General features: G+C 30.8%; 20 protein-coding genes. 15 read left to right on the top strand and 5 right to left on the bottom strand.

The window, feature by feature from the left end; all coding sequences use genetic code 11:
- The first annotated feature begins 3 nt into the window (after window positions 1–3).
- The 12 genes from JOC70_RS03085 to JOC70_RS03030 all read left to right on the top strand — a co-directional run bounded on the left by JOC70_RS03085 (window position 4) and on the right by JOC70_RS03030 (window position 13,616).
- Window positions 4–792: an electron transfer flavoprotein subunit beta/FixA family protein gene (locus tag JOC70_RS03085; RefSeq protein ID WP_204597421.1), complete on the top strand. Its 789-nt coding sequence runs from the start codon at window positions 4–6 to the stop codon at window positions 790–792.
- Window positions 793–818: 26 nt separating this feature from the next.
- Entirely contained in the window at window positions 819–2,042 is a 1,224-nt protein-coding gene (locus JOC70_RS03080; protein WP_204597420.1) for an electron transfer flavoprotein subunit alpha, read from the top strand.
- A 46-nt stretch (window positions 2,043–2,088) separates the two neighbouring features.
- A complete protein-coding gene (locus JOC70_RS03075) occupies window positions 2,089–3,489 on the top strand; it encodes an FAD-binding oxidoreductase (protein WP_204597419.1) in 1,401 nt (466 codons plus the stop codon).
- A gap of 136 nt (window positions 3,490–3,625) precedes the next feature.
- A complete protein-coding gene (locus JOC70_RS03070) occupies window positions 3,626–4,804 on the top strand; it encodes an acetyl-CoA C-acetyltransferase (protein WP_204597418.1) in 1,179 nt (392 codons plus the stop codon).
- A 229-nt stretch (window positions 4,805–5,033) separates the two neighbouring features.
- Window positions 5,034–5,720: a response regulator transcription factor gene (locus JOC70_RS03065; protein WP_204597417.1), complete on the top strand. Its 687-nt coding sequence runs from the start codon at window positions 5,034–5,036 to the stop codon at window positions 5,718–5,720.
- Entirely contained in the window at window positions 5,721–7,088 is a 1,368-nt protein-coding gene (locus JOC70_RS03060) for a sensor histidine kinase (protein ID WP_204597416.1), read from the top strand. It abuts the gene before it with no gap.
- A gap of 392 nt (window positions 7,089–7,480) precedes the next feature.
- On the top strand, window positions 7,481–8,200 hold the full coding sequence (locus tag JOC70_RS03055; RefSeq protein ID WP_204597415.1) for a hypothetical protein: 720 nt from the start codon (window positions 7,481–7,483) through the stop codon (window positions 8,198–8,200).
- A gap of 88 nt (window positions 8,201–8,288) precedes the next feature.
- Window positions 8,289–8,555 (top strand): metal-sensing transcriptional repressor, encoded by a 267-nt coding sequence (locus JOC70_RS03050; RefSeq protein WP_204597414.1) that lies wholly within the window; start codon window positions 8,289–8,291, stop codon window positions 8,553–8,555.
- 20 nt (window positions 8,556–8,575) lie between these two features.
- Window positions 8,576–8,713, top strand: a complete 138-nt coding sequence (locus JOC70_RS03045) for an LDCC motif putative metal-binding protein (RefSeq protein ID WP_204597413.1) — start codon at window positions 8,576–8,578, stop codon at window positions 8,711–8,713.
- 16 nt (window positions 8,714–8,729) lie between these two features.
- A complete protein-coding gene (locus JOC70_RS03040; protein ID WP_204597820.1) occupies window positions 8,730–11,186 on the top strand; it encodes a heavy metal translocating P-type ATPase in 2,457 nt (818 codons plus the stop codon).
- Between the two features lie 165 nt (window positions 11,187–11,351).
- Window positions 11,352–11,567 carry a heavy-metal-associated domain-containing protein gene (locus tag JOC70_RS03035; protein WP_204597412.1) on the top strand — a complete coding sequence of 72 codons (216 nt, stop codon included), beginning with the start codon at window positions 11,352–11,354 and terminating at the stop codon, window positions 11,565–11,567.
- A 222-nt stretch (window positions 11,568–11,789) separates the two neighbouring features.
- Window positions 11,790–13,616: an urease accessory protein UreH domain-containing protein gene (locus JOC70_RS03030; RefSeq protein WP_204597411.1), complete on the top strand. Its 1,827-nt coding sequence runs from the start codon at window positions 11,790–11,792 to the stop codon at window positions 13,614–13,616.
- Between the two features lie 82 nt (window positions 13,617–13,698).
- On the opposite strand, the gene JOC70_RS03025 is transcribed toward JOC70_RS03030, so the two are convergent.
- Both JOC70_RS03025 and JOC70_RS03020 read right to left on the bottom strand, forming a co-directional pair.
- Window positions 13,699–14,832, bottom strand: a complete 1,134-nt coding sequence (locus JOC70_RS03025) for a cell wall-binding repeat-containing protein (protein WP_204597410.1) — start codon at window positions 14,830–14,832, stop codon at window positions 13,699–13,701.
- 223 nt (window positions 14,833–15,055) lie between these two features.
- A complete protein-coding gene (locus tag JOC70_RS03020; protein WP_204597409.1) occupies window positions 15,056–15,247 on the bottom strand; it encodes an SHOCT domain-containing protein in 192 nt (63 codons plus the stop codon).
- Between the two features lie 434 nt (window positions 15,248–15,681).
- On the opposite strand from JOC70_RS03020, the gene JOC70_RS03015 reads away from it, so the two are divergent.
- Complete coding sequence (locus JOC70_RS03015; RefSeq protein WP_204597408.1) at window positions 15,682–16,158, top strand: hypothetical protein; 477 nt, start codon at window positions 15,682–15,684, stop codon at window positions 16,156–16,158.
- A 99-nt stretch (window positions 16,159–16,257) separates the two neighbouring features.
- Here JOC70_RS03015 and JOC70_RS03010 read toward each other — a convergent pair whose 3' ends face one another.
- From JOC70_RS03010 to JOC70_RS03000, 3 genes are all read right to left on the bottom strand, one after another.
- Entirely contained in the window at window positions 16,258–16,938 is a 681-nt protein-coding gene (locus tag JOC70_RS03010; protein ID WP_204597407.1) for a TIGR01906 family membrane protein, read from the bottom strand.
- Window positions 16,939–17,215: 277 nt separating this feature from the next.
- Window positions 17,216–18,619 (bottom strand): sensor histidine kinase, encoded by a 1,404-nt coding sequence (locus tag JOC70_RS03005; protein ID WP_204597406.1) that lies wholly within the window; start codon window positions 18,617–18,619, stop codon window positions 17,216–17,218.
- The gene (locus JOC70_RS03000) at window positions 18,616–19,335 is read right to left on the bottom strand and encodes a response regulator transcription factor (RefSeq protein WP_204597405.1); all 720 of its coding nucleotides are present in this window, start codon (window positions 19,333–19,335) and stop codon (window positions 18,616–18,618) included. Before JOC70_RS03000 ends, JOC70_RS03005 begins: the two co-directional genes overlap by 4 nt.
- Before the next feature lie 275 nt (window positions 19,336–19,610).
- Between JOC70_RS03000 and JOC70_RS02995 the strand changes: the two genes are divergently transcribed.
- Window positions 19,611–19,745, top strand: coding sequence for a FeoB-associated Cys-rich membrane protein (locus tag JOC70_RS02995; protein WP_204597404.1), 135 nt, complete (start codon window positions 19,611–19,613; stop codon window positions 19,743–19,745).
- Between the two features lie 35 nt (window positions 19,746–19,780).
- The gene (locus tag JOC70_RS02990) at window positions 19,781–21,013 is read left to right on the top strand and encodes a C40 family peptidase (RefSeq protein ID WP_204597403.1); all 1,233 of its coding nucleotides are present in this window, start codon (window positions 19,781–19,783) and stop codon (window positions 21,011–21,013) included.
- Window positions 21,014–21,041: the final 28 nt, after the last annotated feature.

The following is a 21,041-nucleotide window of genomic DNA, read 5'->3' as shown; positions in this document are numbered from 1 at the left end:
ATTATGAAAATTTTAGTTTGTATTAAACAAGTACCAGGGACAAATAAAGTTGAAGTAGATCCAGTTACAGGAGTGCTAAAAAGAGACGGTGTAGAATCAAAGATGAATCCATATGATTTATATGCATTAGAATCTGCCCTTAGAATAAGAGGAGATATGGGTGGAGAAGTAAACGTAATAACTATGGGACCACCTCAATCAGAGGAAATTATAAAAGAAGCATTTATGATGGGGGCAGATGAAGGAACATTACTATCAGATAGAAAATTTGCAGGAGCGGATGTACTTGCTACTTCATATACGCTATCTCAAGGAGTAAAAATGACAGGAAATCCTGACCTTATAGTTTGCGGTAAACAAACAACTGATGGAGATACAGCACAGGTAGGAGCAGAAATGGCTGAATATCTAGGAATTCCTCATGTCTCTAATGTAAGAAAAATTGTTGAAATAAATGATAGAACTATAACTGTGGAAATGGATATGGCAGAAACAGTTGAAATTCAGGAAATTAAATTCCCATGCCTTATAACTGTTGAAAAGGATATATATACACCAAGATTGCCATCTTATAAAAGAAAACTAGAAACTAAAAATAAAAAAGCTAAAGTTTTTAGTTTAAAAGATTTTGATGATAAAAATGAAAAAAATTATGGGTTAAATGGATCAGCAACTCAGGTTGAAAGAATTTTCCCACCTGCGGTTAATACTGATAAAGAAATGTGGCAGGGAAATGGAGAAGAACTTACACACAAATTGTTTGATAAGTTAAGAGAACTTAAATTTGTATAAATTTTATTAAAAAGGGAGGAATATTAATGTCTAAATTAATTATTAATGAAAGTAAGTTAAATAAAGAAAATATAAATGAATTAATAGAAGTTTGTCCTTTCAATGCTATATCAGAAATAAATGGTAAAGTGGAAATTTCAGCTGCATGTAAAATGTGTAAGTTATGCGTGAAAAAGGGACCAGCAGGAGTAATAGAATTTGTAGAAGAGGAAGTAGCAAAAGTAGACAAGGATTTATGGAAGGGAATAGCAGTATATGTTGATCATATAGAAGGAAATATTCATCCTGTTACTTATGAGCTAATAGGAAAAGGTAGAGAGCTTGCTTTAAAAATCAATCATCCAGTTTATGCACTATTTATTGGTCACAATATAAAGAATAAAGCTGAAAAATTATTGCACTATGGTGTTGATGAAGTGTTTGTATATGATTATGAAGAGTTAAAAGACTTTAGAATAGAACCCTATACAGCTGCTTTTGAAGACTTCATAAATAAAGTTAAGCCATCTTCAGTGCTTGTTGGAGCTACAACTGTAGGAAGGTCTTTAGCGCCAAGGATTGCAGCAAGGTTTAAAACAGGGCTTACTGCAGATTGTACAATACTTGATATGAAGGAGAACACAGATTTAGTTCAAATAAGACCAGCATTTGGTGGAAATATAATGGCTCAAATTATTACAAGCAATAATAGACCACAATTTGCAACTGTTAGGTATAAAATTTTCTCAGCTCCAGAGGTAACTGAAGAAACTAAAGGCAAAATTATATTATGCAAAATGCCAAGGGAAAAGTTTGATTCAAATATAAAAGTTCTAAAAATTACTAAAAAGGCAAAGGAAATTAGCATATCAGATGCTGAAGTAATTGTAGCAGCAGGTAGAGGAGTTAAATCAGAAAAAGATATGAATCTAATAAGAGAATTGGCAGATGTACTAGATGCACAAATAGCAGGAACTAGGCCTCTTGTAGAAGCTGGATGGATAGATGCAAAGAGGCAAATTGGACTTAGTGGAAGAACTGTTAAACCTAAATTAATAATAACTGCTGGAATTCAAGGCTCAGTACAATTTGTAGCAGGTATGAATAATTCAGAAACAATAATTGCTATAAACAATGATCCTAATGCTTCAATATTTAATACCGCTCATTACGGAATCGTTGGAGATATCTATGAAATAATTCCTCAGCTTATTGAAAGAATTAAGTGCGGTAAAGGACTTGAAGAAGTAGCCGTTTCATTAAATAAATAATAACTTTCAAATTACAAGATTAGCTAATATATCGGAGGGGATAAATATGAATCAATATAAAAAGATAGATAATAAGGATATCGAATTTTTAAAAAATGTAGTTGGAGAGGACAAGGTTTTATATGGAAGCGATATAAACGAAGATTATAGTCATGATGAGTTAGGTGGAGTGAGTAATTATCCAGATGTGCTAGTAAAAGTTCATAATACTGAAGAGATTTCAAGAATAATGAAGTATGCCTATGAAAATACAATTCCAGTTGTTGCTAGGGGATCAGGAACAGGGCTTGTAGGAGCTTCAGTACCATTACACGGTGGAATTATGATGGAGACGACAGAAATGAATAATATATTAGAGCTTGATGAAGAAAACTTAACATTAACCTTAGAACCAGGGGTTCTTTTGATGGAGATAGGAAAGTACGTTGAAGAACATGAACTTTTTTATCCACCAGATCCAGGTGAAAAAAGTGCTACAATTGGTGGAAATATAAGTACCAACGCTGGTGGAATGAGAGCTGTTAAATATGGGGTTACAAGAGATTATGTTCGTGGACTTGAAGTAGTTCTTCCAAATGGAGAAGTAGTAGAGCTTGGTGGAAAAGTTGTTAAAAATAGTTCAGGATATAGCTTAAAAGACTTAATAGTTGGATCAGAAGGAACACTTGGAATAGTTACAAAGGCAATTTTAAGATTACTTCCGCTACCAAAAAAATCAGTAAGTTTACTTATACCTTTTAAAGATATAGATACAGCAATTGAAATGGTTCCTAAAATTATAAAATCAAAAGCAGTGCCAACTGCAATAGAATTTATGCAACGAGAAGTTATAGTCTCAGCAGAAGAATTTTTAGGTAAAAAATTTCCTGATAATTCATCAGATGCATATCTTTTGCTAACTTTTGATGGAAATAGTTTAGGACAAGTTGAAGGTGACTATGAAATAGTTGCAAATCTTTGCTTAAAAGAAGGAGCATTAGATGTATTTATAGTTGATACAGATGAAAGAAAAGATTCTGTATGGTCAGCTAGAGGAGCATTCCTTGAAGCAATTAAAGCATCCACTACAGAAATGGATGAATGTGATGTTGTTGTACCAAGAAATCAAGTTGCAAGCTTTATTAAATATACTCATGAATTAGAAGAGGAATATAACATTAGAATACCAAGCTTTGGTCATGCAGGAGATGGAAACTTACATGTTTATATTTGTAAGGATGATTTAAATGAAGAAGAATGGGAATTCAAATTAAATAAGGTATTTGACTTAATGTATAAAAAATCAGAAGAATTAAGGGGACTTGTATCTGGAGAGCATGGAATTGGATATGCAAAGAGAGAATATATGTTCCACCAATATGGAGAACATTATATGTCAATAATGAGGGGAATTAAATCCGCCTTTGATCCTAAAAATATATTAAATCCAGGTAAGGTCTGCCAATAATAAATATATGCTATAAAAACTAGTGGTTTAAAATCACTAGTTTTTATTTTGTATAATTTTTTATTACATTGTTTATAGTATATAAGTGTAAAGAATACTAATTAGAGATTAATAAAAATAAAGGAGGATAGTTTACATGAGAGAAGTAGTTATTGTAGGCGCGGCTAGAACACCTATAGGAAGTTTTGGAGGAAGTTTATCTAAACTATCAGCAGTTGATATAGGAGTTATTGCTGCAAAAGAAGCAATGAAGAGAGCAGGAATTAAACCAGATATGGTTGATGAAGTACTTATTGGAAATATTTTATCAGCAGGATTAGGGCAAAATCCAGCAAGACAAGTTGCTATTCATGCAGGCATACCAGATACAACTCCAGCTATGACAATAAATAAATTATGTGGTTCAGGACTCAGAACTGTTAGTATGGCTACCCAATTTATTAAGCTTGGAGATGCAGATGTGATACTAGCAGGGGGTACTGAAAGTATGAGTAATGCTCCATATCTTCTTACTAGAGCAAGATGGGGGTATAAAATGGGAGATGCTAAAGTTGTTGACAGCTTAATTACTGATGCATTATCTGATGCATTTCATAATATACATATGGGAATTACAGCTGAAAATATAGCAGAGCAATGGAAACTTTCAAGAGAAGAGCAAGATAAATTTTCTCATGAAAGCCAAGTTAAAGCTACAAAGGCTATAAGTGAAGGAAGATTTAAAGATGAAATAGTGCCTGTTGAAATTTTTCAGAAAAAGGGAGATCCTATTATAGTTGATACGGATGAATATCCAAAGGCTGATACGACTATAGAAAAACTTGGAAGGCTTAAACCTGCATTTAAACAAGATGGAACAGTAACAGCTGGTAATGCTTCAGGCATAAATGATGGAGCTGCAATGCTGGTACTTATGGCAAAAGAAAAGGCAGAGGAGTTAGGAATAAAACCACTTGCAACTATTAAATCCTATGCCTCAGCGGCACTAGATCCAAGGATAATGGGATATGGACCTGTACCAGCAACTAGAAAGGCACTTGAAAGAGCAGGATTAGCTGTAGATGATATAGATTTAGTTGAAGCAAATGAAGCTTTTGCAGCACAATCACTATCTGTAGTTAAAGATTTAGGATTTAATCCGGAAAAAGTTAATGTTAATGGGGGTGCTATAGCTTTAGGACACCCTGTAGGAGCATCAGGAGCAAGAATACTTGTTACTTTAATCTATGAGATGATGAAAAGAGACGCAAAAACAGGTCTTGCAACACTTTGTATAGGTGGAGGTCAAGGTACTGCTGTTATAATTGAAAGATAGAAAATAATAAAATCATAAATGCATGCAGAAATAAAACTGCATGCATTTATGATTTTATTATATAGTTTTAAATCAAATTTAATATTTAAAAAAGAAAGTGAAAATAATTTTTAAAGTCTTCATAATATCTTTAAAAGAAATTGATAAAGTTTTATAATAGTAAACATAATTGTTCAAGATTAATTTATATAGCAATATACAAACTAAATAAAATAAGAGGTGAAATAATATGAATAACATTCTAATAATTGAAGATGAAGAAAGTGTATCAGAAATATTGAAGGCTTATTTGGAAAAGGACGGATATAATGTTCAAAGCACTACAAAAGGATTAAGGGGTATAGAACTATTTAGTTCTATGGATTTTAAACTAGTTATACTGGACCTAATGCTTCCAGACATTAGTGGGGAAGAAATATGTAAAATAATAAGGGAGAAATCCGATGTGCATATTTTTATGCTTACTGCAAAAGGAAGTTTAGATAATAAAATTGAAGGATTAAATATTGGTGCGGATGAGTATCTAGTTAAGCCATTTAGCCCTAGAGAATTAACAGCAAGAGTCAATGCACTTTTTAGAAGGTTAAATACAGAAAGTGAAGTATCAAAATTTACTTTTAATGATGGAAGATTAATAGTTGATTATGATAAAAGAGTTGTAAGAATTAATGGAGAAGAAGTTGCATTTACTCCAAATGAATTCGATATACTGTATACTCTCATAGTAAATAAGGGGAGGGTATTATCAAGAGAACAAATTATAGATAAAGTATTTGGAGTAGATTTTGATGGATACGATAGAACCATTGATGTTCATATAAAAAATATAAGAAAAAAGATAGAAGAGGATACTAAAAATCCTAAGTATATTATAACGGTTATGAAAGTAGGATATAAGTTTGGTGGTGAAAACTAATTGCAAACCATTAGAAAAAGATTAAGTATATTGTTTTTTACATGTTCCATTGGAGCAATACTTTTAATTACTGTATTTGTAAATGCAACGATAAACGATAAGTTCGATCAATACATGTTAGATATACAAAATAAAAGGGATGAGAGAATTGTAGCTTATTTTCAGGAAATATACAAAAGGGATGGAAAATGGTCAAATAATTCTGGTTCTGAGCTAATTCATGAAGCTTATATGAGCAACTATTGTTTAACCCTTTTAGATAGTAATAAAAAATCTATATGGGGTATGGAGCCAGATTTAATTAAGAACACCTCTCACTTAAATACTATGATAGTAAAAGGCAATGGAGTGTACAATTCCAAAAGATTTGAGATTATAGTTAATGATAAATTAGTTGGCTATGTGGATATTGGTCAATATTCATCTGTATTATTATCTGAAGAAGATATAAACTTTAAAACTTCTATAAATAAAAGTATTATTATCAGCGGACTTGTAACTCTATCTATTATAATTATATTAAGTCTTTATTTTTCAAAGCAATTCTCTAATCCAATTAAAGAAGTTGCCAATATGTCTGTAAAATTATCAGAGGGTAATTTTAATGCAATTTCTAATACTCAAAGTAACATTGAGGAATTAGAAAACCTAAGAAGAAGTGTTAATATATTAGCTGAAAAATTAAGATATCAGGACATGCTTAGAAAGAGATTAGTATCTGACATATCCCATGAAATAAGAACACCTTTGAATGTACTACAAAATAATCTAGAAGCTATGATAGATGGTGTCTTTCCAGTCACAGAAGAAAGATTAAATTATCTTAATGAAGAAGTCATAAGATTTGGAAGTTTATTAAACAATTTAAATACGTTAAAAGAATTTGAAACTGAAAGTATAAAGCTTAATTTTCAAAGGGTATATTTAGATCAATTGATAAGTGACATATGTGAAGATTTTTATATGGCAGGCGAAAGTAAGTGCATTAGGCTGCATTATCATATAGAATCTAATAAAAATTATGATATAACTGGAGATAAAGATAAATTAAAACAAGTGTTTATAAATTTAATATCTAATGCTCTCAAATTTACTGAAGAACATGGAGATATATGGATTAATCTATATTCAAATAATAAAAATATTGTAGTAGAAGTCAGGGATAGTGGCATAGGAATTAAGAAAGAAGATTTACCATTTATCTTTGAAAGGCTTTATAGGGGAGACAAGAGCAGAAATGAAATAGAAGGAAGTGGGATAGGATTAACTATTGTTAAGAATATAATACAGCTTCATTCAGCAAGCATAGACGTCGAGAGTGAAGAAGAAAAAGGAACTAATTTCAAGGTTACATTTAATAAATTTTAAATAATGATTATATAAGTAATTAAAAAACTTTGGTAATTAAACTTATCAAAGTTTTTTAATTTTAAATTTTATAATAACAGCTAAAGCAAAAATAGAAGTCTGTTTGGGGAAACAGACTTCTATTTTGTAATAAGTATTAACAGTAAATTATTTGGGGAATTTACTAATATAAAATCTATTAATCAACAAGGATGGTTGTTGATTAATAGATTATATTTATATTATATTATCGAATTATGTAGACGAGATGAAGAAAAGAAAAAGTGTTTGAGATAATAAAAAATAATTATAGTATAAATTTTAAGCTGTTATTAAAAATCTTCATATGGTCTTCATAGGATTTGAGTAATATATAGCTAAAGATAAGAAAACACATAAGGAGTTGTAAATATATGAAAAAAACAAAAAAAATAATAGCTGTGCTTGCTTCCTCAGTTTTAACTATATCCTTTGCAGGATGCAGCAGAACTATAACGGGAAACAAAGAATCAGATAATGCGCTTAAAGCCTTTAATGAGATTGTAAAAACTTACCCAGACAACAAAGGTTTCCATAGTGAATTACAGCATTGGGGGTTTAAACTTCCAACAGGAGAGAAATTTGAATGGACTAAAGATATGTCAGCAAATAAAGCAGATTTTGCTATGGTAATGTTAGCAGATCCTCTGATAAAAGCAGGATTAGATGTTAACAAACTTGACAAGAGTGAGTGGTTATACGAGCCAGCTGGTAAAGATGATATGGGAGAAAGTTTACCTAATAGATTAATTAAACCATACAATGTAAGTGATAAAAAAGAAACCTCTAATGGATCAGAAGACTCTATGAGAAGATTATTAAAATCAGATACTAATATTGTGAAATACCATGAAGATCAAAAGCATTACAGACTAATTATTGGAGAAGGTAATGAAGTACAATGGACAGAAAAATTAGGATTAAATGATGCTGATATGATTTTTGTTCTTAAAGCTGAACCACTTATAAAAGCAGGATTAGATATTAATAAGCTTGAGGGAAGTGGATGGATATTTAGAGAAGCAAGCAAAGATAATATGGGGATGGGAGAAAATCCAGATCAAATAGTAAAAATATATGATATAAATAAATAATGATTTTTTATTTTGTTACTATGCACCCCCAATGGGTGGAGAGATAAATAAATATAATAGATTACCTTCACTCGAAAGGAGGAAAATAATGAATCAAGAGAAAATGAAAGCTTTAGCATCATTAAAAACTGCAAAGGGTCAAATTGAAGGGATTATAAAGATGCTGGAGCAAGACAGATACTGTGTAGATATATCTAATCAAATAATAGCTTCCCAAGCTTTATTAAAGAGGGCAAATATGCTGATATTAAAACAACACTTAAACCATTGTGTAAAACATGCATTTATACATGACAGCGGAGAAGAAAAAGTTGATGAAATAATAGGCATCTTAGAAAAACTCATTCAAAAGTAATATTAAAGGAGATGTATGATATGAAAAACTTTTTCAAAAATCTTATAAAAAAAATTGCAGATCAAAATAGCAAATCTTTTGGTAATGGCAAATTAGATTGTTGCGATTTAAATAAATCTAACAATGATACAAAAGGAACTGATACCAACAATAAGTAATTAAAAAGAGGTGAAGATATTGAATAAAGTTCTTAAAATAGAAGGAATGACCTGTGCTGCTTGTGCTAAGGCTGTAGAAAGAGCATCTAAAAAGCTGCAAGGTGTTAATGATGCAAATGTAAACTTTGCTACAGAAAAATTAAATGTTGACTTTGATGAAAACAAGGTATCAATTGAAGATATTCAAGCAGCTGTTGAAAAGGCAGGATTCAAAGCTAAAACTGAATCTAGTACAAAGACATTAAAGATTCAGGGAATGACTTGTGCAGCTTGTGCAAAAACAGTAGAAAGAGTAACAAAAAAATTAGATGGTGTTATAGAATCTAATGTAAATTTTGCAACAGAAAATTTAAATATAAGTTATGATTCTTCAAAGGTTAGAGTTTCAGATATAAGAAAAGTAATAGAAAAGGAAGGTTACAAAGCTATAGAAGAAGAAACTAATGTAGATGCAGATAAAGAGAGAAAAGAAAAAGAAATAAAGTTATTATGGCAAAAGTTTGTTATAGCAGCAATATTTTCAGTACCATTACTTGTTATAACTATGGGTCATATGTTTGGTGAGCCTATTGGATTTAAACTGCCAGAAGTTATAGACCCTATGGTAAATCCTAGAACCTTTGCTATAGTACAGTTAGTACTCGTTATGCCTGTTATGGCTGCGGGCTATAAATTCTTTACAGTAGGATTCAAATCTTTATTTAGGAGAAGTCCTAACATGGATTCTTTAATTGCATTAGGTACCAGCGCGGCATTCTTATACGGTATATTTGCTATAGTACAGATTTTTGGTGGTAATGTAGATTATGCATATGATTTATACTTTGAATCAGCAGCAGTTATTATAACACTTATTACACTTGGAAAATATTTAGAGTCAGTTACTAAAGGAAAAACCTCTGAGGCTATAAAAAAGCTTATGGGACTTGCTCCTAAAACAGCTACTATTATTAGAGATGGAAAAGAAATTGAAACTCCTATAGAAGAAGTTGAAGTAGGAGATATAATTGTAGTTAAGCCAGGAGAAAAGATGCCTGTAGATGGAGAAGTTGTAGAAGGAATTACTTCAGTAGATGAATCTATGTTAACAGGAGAAAGTATACCTGTAGAAAAAAATATTGGAGATAAAATTATCGGTGCAAGTATTAATAAGAATGGTACTATAAAATATAGAGCCACAAAGGTTGGTAAAGATACAGCTTTAGCTCAAATTATAAAGCTAGTAGAAGATGCACAGGGCTCTAAGGCGCCAATTGCCAAATTAGCTGATATAATTTCAGGTTATTTTGTTCCAGTAGTTATGGTGATTGCAGTTATTTCAGCTTTTGCTTGGTATATGTCTGGTGAAACAGGGGTGTTTGCTCTTACTATATTTATATCAGTTCTGGTAATTGCTTGTCCTTGTGCGCTAGGCCTTGCAACTCCAACAGCAATAATGGTTGGAACGGGAAAAGGTGCGGAATATGGTGTACTAATAAAGAGTGGTGCTGCTTTAGAAACTGCTCATAAAGTAAAAACAATAGTATTTGATAAAACTGGTACCATTACAGAAGGTAAGCCAAAGGTTACAGATGTAGTTGTTACAAATGATATAACACAGGATTATTTATTGCAATTAGCTGCATCAGCAGAAAAGGGATCAGAGCATCCTCTTGGCGAGGCTATTGTAAAAGGTGCTGAGGAAAAGGGACTAGAATTTAAGAAACTTGATTTCTTTAAGGCCATTCCTGGTCATGGAATTGAAGTTAAAATAGATGGAAAAGATATTTTACTTGGAAACAGAAAACTTATGGTGGAAAGTAATATATCCTTGGAAAATCTAGAGGAAACTTCTCATAAGCTAGCTGGAGAGGGTAAGACTCCAATGTATGTGAGTATTGATGGAAAGATGGTAGGTATCATTGCTGTAGCAGATACTGTTAAAGAAAACAGTAAAAAAGCAATAGAAAAGCTTCATGAAATGGGAATTGAAGTAGCAATGATAACAGGAGATAATAAACGAACAGCAGAAGCCATAGCTAAGCAAGTTGGAATAGATAGAATACTAGCAGAAGTTCTTCCTCAAGATAAGGCTAATGAAGTTAAGAAGCTTCAAGCTGAAGGTAAGAAGGTTGCTATGGTTGGTGATGGTATAAACGATGCTCCAGCACTAGCGCAAGCAGATATTGGTATAGCTATAGGTTCAGGTACAGATGTAGCTATGGAATCAGCAGATATAGTTCTTATGAGGAGTGACTTGATGGATGTACCAACTGCAATACAATTAAGTAAGAAAACTATATTAAATATTAAAGAAAACTTGTTTTGGGCATTTGGATACAATACTTTAGGTATACCTGTAGCAATGGGAATACTGTATATCTTTGGTGGACCACTTTTAAATCCTATCATTGCGGCAGCTGCTATGAGTCTTAGTTCCGTATCAGTACTGGCTAATGCTTTAAGATTAAAGGGATTTAAGCCAGCTAAGTAGGGAACTCAAATCTATGATTTGATGTGAGTCAGTTAAGCAGACATCCCAAATTTTTAATTTGGTGATGGTCGCTTACTCTTCGAGTACTCATTCGAGGAACGAGAAGGAGTTTCCTATTAAGTTGGATTAAAACATTTAAATATATATTTTTAGGAGGAATTAAAAATGAAAAAGAAAATATTAGTTGAAGGAATGAGCTGTGGACATTGTGTTAATCATGTTAAGGAGGCATTAAAAGAACTTAACGAAGTGACTAGTGTAGATGTGAATTTAGATGATAAAACAGCAATAATTGAGGCATCTATAGAGGTAAAAGATGAAGATATAAAATTTGCTATAGAAGATGCAGGATATGAGGTTGTAGGAATAGAAGTATTATAAAATATAATAAAGAAGCTTTAGTAATTAATTTTACCAAAGCTTCTTTATAGTTTCTTGTCTTCATACAATCAACATATATTTTCTATATACTATACTCATAAAATAATCTCAAGTTTTAAAATGAATTTGATATGTTAAAAACAAAATAGTAATTTATTTTAGCGTTATGAAATATAAAGTAAGAGTTACTTTATATTATGAATACATACTAGGAGGGAATTTATGAGTATTGTAAGAGAAAAGTATAAGGTGTATGATATGACCTGTGCATCTTGTGAAAACAGAGTAGAAAAAGCCATTAAAAAATTGGATGGAATATTAAATGTAAAAGCAAGTTATGTGGGGCAATTTGCTAAAGTTGAATATGATGATGAACTTTGTGATTCAAATAAAATTAAATCTGCTATCAAAAGTGCTGGTTACAGTACAGAAAGCTCTAATGACTATAAATTCATGGGAGTTTTTATAATAGTAGCAGCTGTAATTATGCTTGGTATGAAAACAAGTGGTTTTGATATGGAGTCAAAACTTACCAATGCTTCTTATGCAGTTCTTTTTGTAGTTGGAGTTCTTACTTCAATTCACTGTGTAGGTATGTGTGGTGGAATTATGCTTTCGCAGAGCTTATCAAAAGAAAGCAATAATAAATTTGAAGCTATACAGCCAGCACTTCTATATAATTTAGGAAGAGTTCTATCTTATACTATTTTAGGTGGAATAATTGGTGCACTAGGATCTGTATTTTCTATTTCGATTACTGCAAAAGCAGGGCTTCAAATATTTGCTGGTATATTTATGATTATGATGGGATTTAATATGGCTGGGTTTAGCGCATTTAGAAAGTTTAATATTAAACTACCTCACATATCATGCAAAAGTAAAAATAAGTCTGCTTCTCCTCTTGTAGTAGGAATTTTAAATGGACTTATGCCTTGTGGTCCCCTTCAAACTATGCAACTTTTTGCGTTAGGAACAGGAAGTGCTACAAAAGGTGCTTTATCAATGTTCATGTTTGCAATTGGAACGGTACCACTAATGCTTACATTTGGCGCTGTTTCAGGGCTTTTAAGTAAAGGTTACACAAAGAAAATTCTTAAATTTAGTGGTGTTCTTATTATAGTTCTTGGATTTATTATGGGAAATAGAGGCTTTGCACTAGCAGGTGTAAATATTAATCCAATGCCAATGGTAGCTAGTAAAGTACAAAGCTTACTTGGAGGAGGTTCTTCAGCTTCAGCTAGTGGGAATATAGCTAAAGCTACTGTTGAAAATGGAGTGCAGGTTATAAGGATGACTGCAAACAACAATGGATACACTCCTAATGCATTTTATGTACAAAAGGGAATGCCGGTAAAGTGGGTAATTAATGGTGAACAATTAAATTCTTGTAATAATGCTATTGTAGCATCATCTGTAGGAGTTGAACAAAAAATTAAAAAAGGTGAAAATATTGTAGAATTTACTCCAGGAGATAAGGATATAAATTTTAGCTGCTGGATGGGAATGATAAGGGGAGTAATAAAGGTTGTAGATAATCTTGAAACAGTTGATACATCAAAAACTGATGCTTCCATTCCACCTCCAAGCACAGGTCCAAGCTGCTGTGCAGTTCCTTTAGATGAGGATTCTGAAGGGGCATCTTCAGCACAAAGCATTTATGGTAATGATATCTCAAAGGTTCCAACTGATACATTAATTAATAAAGCTTCAGCTCTTGGAAACTACCAAAGTGCAAAATTCAGAGGTATTGGTTATGAATTGCAGCCATTAATAGTTGTTACAGGAAATACTGCTAAAACTAAGCTAACCTTTGATTTAAATGACTTTGATAATGTTGAAGGTAAATATCTCATTGTAGATGCAACTACAGGAGATGAAATTACTTCATTTAATGCTAAAAAGGGTATAAATGAGATAGAATTTAGTCCGAAAAAAGTTGGTGGATATGCAATAGTTAAAGAGGATTTCATTTTAGGAATAATTGAAGTAGTGGATAACTTAAATACTGCAGATTTAGAAAAAGTGCGAGATACTTATTTAAGTCAATAATTAAAGCATTGTAAATAAAATTATCAATATAAATAAACATCATAACTAAGAGGTTACACCTCTAGTTCTGATGTTTATTTTTTTAATCAAGTATGTCTGTTATGTCGCAAAATCTGCATGTAATCTTTGTATGTGACAAATTCTCAGCTTCATTAGTATGATGACTCATATTTCCCATTTCCATCATTTCATGGTCAATAGAAAGGATATTTTCAATTTTAACTTGTGCAGTATAAGTAATATGTGATGTATCACCTAAAATAAATCCATGCATAAATGGAGGACGAGGCATATCTTTTGGTGGAATAGGTTTAATTGACTTTATATACTTTTCTACTACAGGAGGTACAGCATTATCACCTATTAAAAGAAGAGGTGTATGCTTACCCATATGAGCAAAAAGCATCCCAGCTAATGTATCCATAGGATGATTTAGGGTGCCAAAGGTAAAGGCATGACCATCTACATAATTTCTACCCCAACCAAATTCAGTTTTAGAATCCTTGTATTTAGCAAAATTCACTGCAATCTGGTAAGGATTTTCACCATCAATTCTAGTTAAGTTTTTTATATTATCTAGCTTACCTAAATCTTTTTCAACAGCCTTTGATATAGTTTTTGTTGAACCTACAATATAAACATTAATATCATGTATTTTTTTGATAGATTCTATTGTGCAATCTGGAATACTATCCTTCTTTACATAAAGTATTGGATCACCATGATGAGCACTCCAATAAGGAGTCATTATGCCCTCAGAAAAATTTTCACCGGAGACTATGAGTATATTTTCAAAATGCTTTCTTAAATTAGGTATTTTACATGCAGTTTCATAGGCGTTACGGCCAGATACACGATAGGTTTTTAAACCATAATGATTTAGTTCTATAGCTATGTTATTGGAAATATTACCAACCAATATTACATGTATTCCTTTGTATCCTTTATGGCATAAACGTCTTATTTCAATTAATGTTTCCTTGCTTAACCTATTGCCATCAGTAAATAAAATGGAAGCATCGATAGGCATATGAACTAATGGCGCAGCGGCTATTGCATCAAAAACTTCATTTTTATTAACTAAAATTACAGCGTTAGGCTTCATATGTGTAAAAACAATTTTAGATACACCAACTGATGTATCCACAGAAGTAGAGCTACAAACTCTTGTGGTATTTGATGTAAGGGGACAAACCTCTTTTATATTATTGTACATTTTATCCTCCTAAAGATACTATCTATTCCAATTATATGTTGAAGTGATATTTTATGTTACATTATTATAAAGAAAATAATACATGCTGATATGTCTTTAAATAATATAAAGGGATGCACTGTTTTAGTGCATCCCTTTATTAGCATGTTGAAAAATAATCGGAATGAGTTTTGAATGTTATCTATATGCATGTTTTAAATATATTACAGTTATAAATTTATAATCATTTTAGCAAGGATCTTATCCTTAGGTATTCATCTCTACTTATTTTCCCGTCAGCAAATCTTCTATCTAAAATATCCAAGGCTTTATTTGATTGTCTAACTTTGCTGCAACTTAGATTATTTTGATTCTCAAAAGGATTTAAATAAAGAAACATGAAAATAAGTAAAGTAACCATTGGTAGAAACATCATAACTTTCAACCTCCTTTCACTAGTTATATTATATTAATAAAATATGTAGAAAGCATGGAGAAACACTTATAGGAATATAGTACATTTGCTAAGATGTGCAGAGTATATAAGATGCGAAATTGATGAAGAGCAATATAGGAAAATGAGAGATGTCATAGAAAGTAGAAAATAGATAAAAGCAAATTAAAATAGGAGTCTGTTTGGCGGAACAGACTCCTATTTTATGATAGGGATACAGTAAATTGGGGAATTTACTGTATTATTTATTATAATGACTTCTTATGGATTAACTTTCTATATACATATTATATTATCAAATTATGTAGAAGGTATGAAGAAATTAATCTGTACAGATATTATATACTTTCATAATTCCTTCACAATCACAATATAAAATGAAGTTAAACGAAGAGTTAAAGGAGAGATAAATAATTATGAAAAAAATAATGTTATTAACAACTGCAGCAGTACTTGCCTTAGGAGTAACTTCATTAGCTTATGCAAAAGAAAAGGACAGTCAAGTAGTAGTTAACAAGCCTTTTAAAACTGAAATTTCCAAAGTGGTTAGTCAAGACAGAAATGAGATAAATAATGATATGGTGGATATAATGAAAAAAAATGGCTATGAGAACATCGCTAATGAAGTAGAAAAGGGCAACTATAAAGCTATGGATGATTTTATGAATAATATTACAGAAGAAGATTTTCAAAAGATGATTGATATAATAAAAAAAAGTGGAAATGAAAATATGGCTAATATGATGGAGAGCATAGGAAGAGAAGGAATGATTGAAATGCATAATTCAATGGGGGGAGCAGAAGCTTGTCATGGCTCAAATGGAAATACTAATGAAAATAGAAGTACGAATAACAATGTAGCCCCTAATGGAATGATGAATAGAAGCTTATAATACTTTTATTTATTTAAAATAATAAAGAGAAGTCTGGATGGAAGAACAGACTTCTCTTCATCATTTGTATGAATTATATTTGGGAAAATAAATTCACTTTTAATATGTTAATTTACTAAATTTACTATAAAGCAATTTTAAGACTATGATGCTTAAAATTATTACAATTACAATTAATAGTGCAGAGTGAAAGAAAAATTCTTCAGGGAGTATCTTTATGATGGGATCCAAGTCAGGATCAAATATCCAGTAATCATTTCTAAAAAATATCTTATGAAATATAGTAAAAGCAGCATCAAAATTTATCAGAAAAGCTGTTACAAGTACTATTGGTAGTATTATTAATATGGAAGATGTTTGTTTTAGAAAGTCAAATTTTTTATGTTTAAGAGTAATTAATAATCCTATAGCACTAATAAGTCCAGTTATAATTAGCAAAATATCAATAGAAGTGAAAATTCTTTTGACATCTTTAAAGTGAATTTGTCCATATTTTGAATATGGAATCGATGGCAGTTTAAAGTCCTGCTTCTTTGAACTTAACAAATAATCAATAACATAATCATAATTTTTTACTATTTCATCTTTACTAAAGTTTGAATGATCTACTATATTTAAGTGTTGAATATCGAAATAGTATAAAGGTTTAAACATCAATGTGAATTTTACTGCTGAAGCAATAATAAACAAACTAAATGTTAAAGAAAATAATATTTGAAATAATTTATAGGTTCTTTTTTTTCTTGTTTCAATTTGATGTGTGTAAACTGGTGAATACATTTTATGACCCCCATGTATAAAATTTTCTTATGTACATTTACCATTATAAAAAATGAATATGAAGATAGTGTGAAAAATTGGCATAATAATTTAAGAGTAAAGTAGATAATAAGTATCGAAATAAAATTTATTTTAAGGAGTGTGAAATGTTTAAAGATGAGCATTGCCAGACTTGTGCAGACAATGTGACAATGAGTGTAGAAGAATGGTAAACATGTAATAATAGTGAGAATATAAAAAAAGTAAGCCTGACTATTTAATTATCAGGCTTATTTTTTTAAGAAGATAAAATATTGGGAAACTCAATAGTAAAAGTAGTTCCTTCATCCAACTTACTTTCAACATATATTTTCCCACCATGAGCTTCAACAAAGGATTTTGTAATTGTAAGTCCTATACCTGAACCTCCTGTATTTTTAGTGCGGGATAAATCACTTCTATAAAACCTCTCAAATATATAAGGCAAGTCTTTTTCAGGAATACCTATACCATTATCAATAACTTTTATGATAATATTTTGTTTTTCTTTCTTTAACGTTACCTCAACTGCTCCATTAGGATTTAAATGATTATAAGCATTTAAAAGAAGGTTATTTACTATTTGCTTAAACTTATCTTTATCCATAGTTACTTTTACATCAGGAGACATATTGGAAACTAATTTATAATCTTTTTTTATATATAGAGGCTTAAAAGTATCTAAAATTTTTTCTAATTCATTTGATAAATTAATATTACTCTTATTTAAGTTAAGATCTACCTGCTCAAGTTTAGCTAAATTACGAAGATTATCTACAAGTTTTATTAATCTTTGAATTTCTTCATAGAAGACTTCAAGCCTTTCAGTAGTAGGTTCCCATATGCCATCAATAAACGCTTCAACATAGGTTTTTAATGTAGTAAGTGGTGTTCTTAATTCATGAGACATGTCTGATGTTAATCTTTTTCTGAGCATATCTTGCTTACTTAGCGATTCTGCTAAATAATTTATTGAATTCAAAAGTTCATCCAACTCCTTAGTATTTGTCTTGATGAAAGCTCGAGATTCAAGATTTCCAGCTCGCATCTCATTTGCTGTTTTAGTTATTTTAAGCAAAGGTTTAGAAAGCTGCCTAGATATAATTATGCTAATTATAAATCCAAAAATTAGAGCTATAAAAGCAGCAATAATAAAAGAATTATTTAACGTGTTTATAAAAGTAACAGAACCAGAAGATAGATATGAAGTTCCAAAGTAACCAACGGTTATCGTACCGATGTCCTTCTTATTATTAGAAAGCAAGGTGTATTTATTTTCAGTATATTCACCAGTATTCATTCCTGAAAAATTATGCATATTAGAACCCATCATATTTTGCATCATGCTTTTATGATACAAATGAGCACTACCTGAAGAATATACAGTATTGTTAACTGAGTCTTTTATTTCAATATACAATTCCTGCATCTCTGCATATCTTTGTAGTTCTGATTCATTTATATTTGTAAAACTATTTTGCTCATTATATAAGTCCTCAACAATGGTTATTATATTATCTATTTTTACTTTATGTTCATCAACTAAATACTTTTGAAATTCTTTTCCTACTGCATAATTTGATATAAGACTCGTTAAAATAATAGATCCTAGTACTGCTAAAAGAAATCCTAAGGAAAGTTTCTTCATTAAAGAGAGTTTCATCTTTTCACCTCAGTAAAACTCGGGATAAACTTATAGCCCATTCCGTAAATAGTTATTATATATTTTGGCTCTTTAGGATTATCCTCTATTTTATGTCGAATGTTTTTGATATGAGTATCTATTGTTCTATCATAGCCTTCATAGTCAATTCCGAAAGCTTTTTCTACTAAGTGTTCTCTTGAGAATACTGTTTCTGGATTTGCAAGTAATACTTTCAATATTTTAAATTCATTTGTTGTTAGACTTACAACATCTCCTTGCTTTTTAATGATCATCTTTTTAATATCAACTTCTAAATCTCCATTATTAAAGTTTAAAATATCAGCAAGAGGGAGTGAATCTTTGTAAGATCTTCTAAGTAAAGCTCTTACCCTCACTACTAACTCACGAGCACTAAAAGGTTTGGTTAAGTAATCATCTGCACCGATAGATATTCCTTCTATTCTTTCATCTTCATCCGCCTTAGCAGTAAGCATTATGATAGGCACAGTAGAGGCAGCTCTTATTTTACTACATACTTCCTCACCAGATAACTTAGGAAGCATTAAATCTAAAACTAGAAGATGAATTATCTCCATATTAAATATATTAAGAGCTGCCTCACCGTCTATTGCAGTAACTACCCTAAATCCATCCTTTTCTAGATAAGCTTTAACTACATTCAATATATTTTCTTCATCATCTACAACTAGTATTTTAAATTCATCATTATTCATGTTTATCACCTCTAAAAATTATAAATATAATTTTATTACATTTTATATATCTAAAACACTAGGATGTATAGTTTCCTAGTATTTGATGGTATGACTTTTCTTTTAGTATAGACTTCCACAGCAAATTATATAAATTGATTATGAAGGAATTGTGTAGAAATACAAAAGTAATACTGCTTATGATTTTTTTCTTCATCTTCATACGGACTACATAAAAAATTTATATAATTTAGAGCACATAATTATAACAAATAATGGAGGAGGTGAATAACCATATGATTGAAATACTAGTTGCTTCCATAGTAGTAGTTTTTGCGATTTACACAATATATAGTAAGTTTAAAGGTAAAGTTTCAGGCGGATGCGGCTGTGGTGGTTGTAGTGAATCAAAAGGAACGATTAAAAAATAATATTGTACTTGTATATTTCAGCTTGGAGGAAGACGATGAAAAAGAGATTAATATGCTTAATGCTAATGCTTGGAATGGCATTTACTTTACATAAACCGGTTCTTGCAGCACCAACATCTGAACAAATCAATAGGCAAAGAAACCAGCTGCAGACGGATAAAAATGCGTTTAAAAAGGCACAAGATAAAAGATTTGAAATAGAACAAAATATAGAGAACTTAGACAATCAAATTGAAGAAGTAATGGATAAAATGCAAGAAAATAAGAAACAAATGAGTAAAATACAGGAAAATATTAAAATCACAGAGCAGGAACTGAAACAAACAGAAGAAGATATAAAAAAGGAAAAAGAATTATTTAATAAAAGAGTAAGGGTAATTTATGTAAAAGGATCAAGCAGCTACTTAGATGTACTGCTTGAAGCAAAAGATTTTAGTGATTTTTTCTCAAGAATAGAAACTTTAAAGGGTATTATAAACTTAGATAAAAAAATTACTGAAAGCATTAAATTGAAACAGGAACAATTAAATAATAATAAAGAAGAATTAAATAAGCAAAACAATAAGTTAGTATCTCTAAATAACGATAATAATGAAAAGATGAATAAACTTGAAAAGGATAAAAGTAAGCAAAGTAAGTTAATTGAAGAAGCAAAGAAACAAGAGAAATTATATGCTTCAGCAGTGAATGAAACACAAGCAAGGATAAATCAAACATTAATACAAATTGATGCAATGAGAAATTCAACACAAACATATACAGCTTCTAGGGAGTCAGTATCTGTTTCTAAAAAACAAACCGAAACAGTAACAAATTCAACACCAGCAGATACAGCTTCTAGAGAAGTTATATCTGCTTCTGAAAAACCTACTGAAACATCAACAAATGCACCTTCTAGAGGAAATACATCAGTATCTGGTAATGCAGTAGTGGCCTATGCTTCTAATTTTTTAGGAACACCTTACTTATGGGGAGGTACAACACCAGCAGGTTTTGATTGTTCTGGGTTTACCCAATATGTGTACAGGCATTTTGGAATAACTGTTGGAAGAACTACTTATGATCAAATTAAAAATGGTTATGCCGTTTCAAGAAGTGAACTTCAGCCTGGAGATTTAGTTTTCTATGGAAAGGGAGGAAGTCCAACGCATATGGGAATATACGTTGGGAATGGTATGTATATTCATGCTCCAAGAACAGGGGATGTAGTTAAAATATCGCCTTATGATAGGTCAGATTATATTACTGCAAGAAGGGTTATACAATAAAAAGAATAAATAAAAAATTTCAATAAAA

This window comes from Clostridium pascui (assembly GCF_016908015.1).
In the GTDB taxonomy this organism is placed as follows: domain Bacteria; phylum Bacillota; class Clostridia; order Clostridiales; family Clostridiaceae; genus Clostridium_AK; species Clostridium_AK pascui.
The sequence above is the reverse complement of the archived record's forward strand: the minus strand, read 5'-3'. Positions and strand labels throughout refer to the sequence as shown.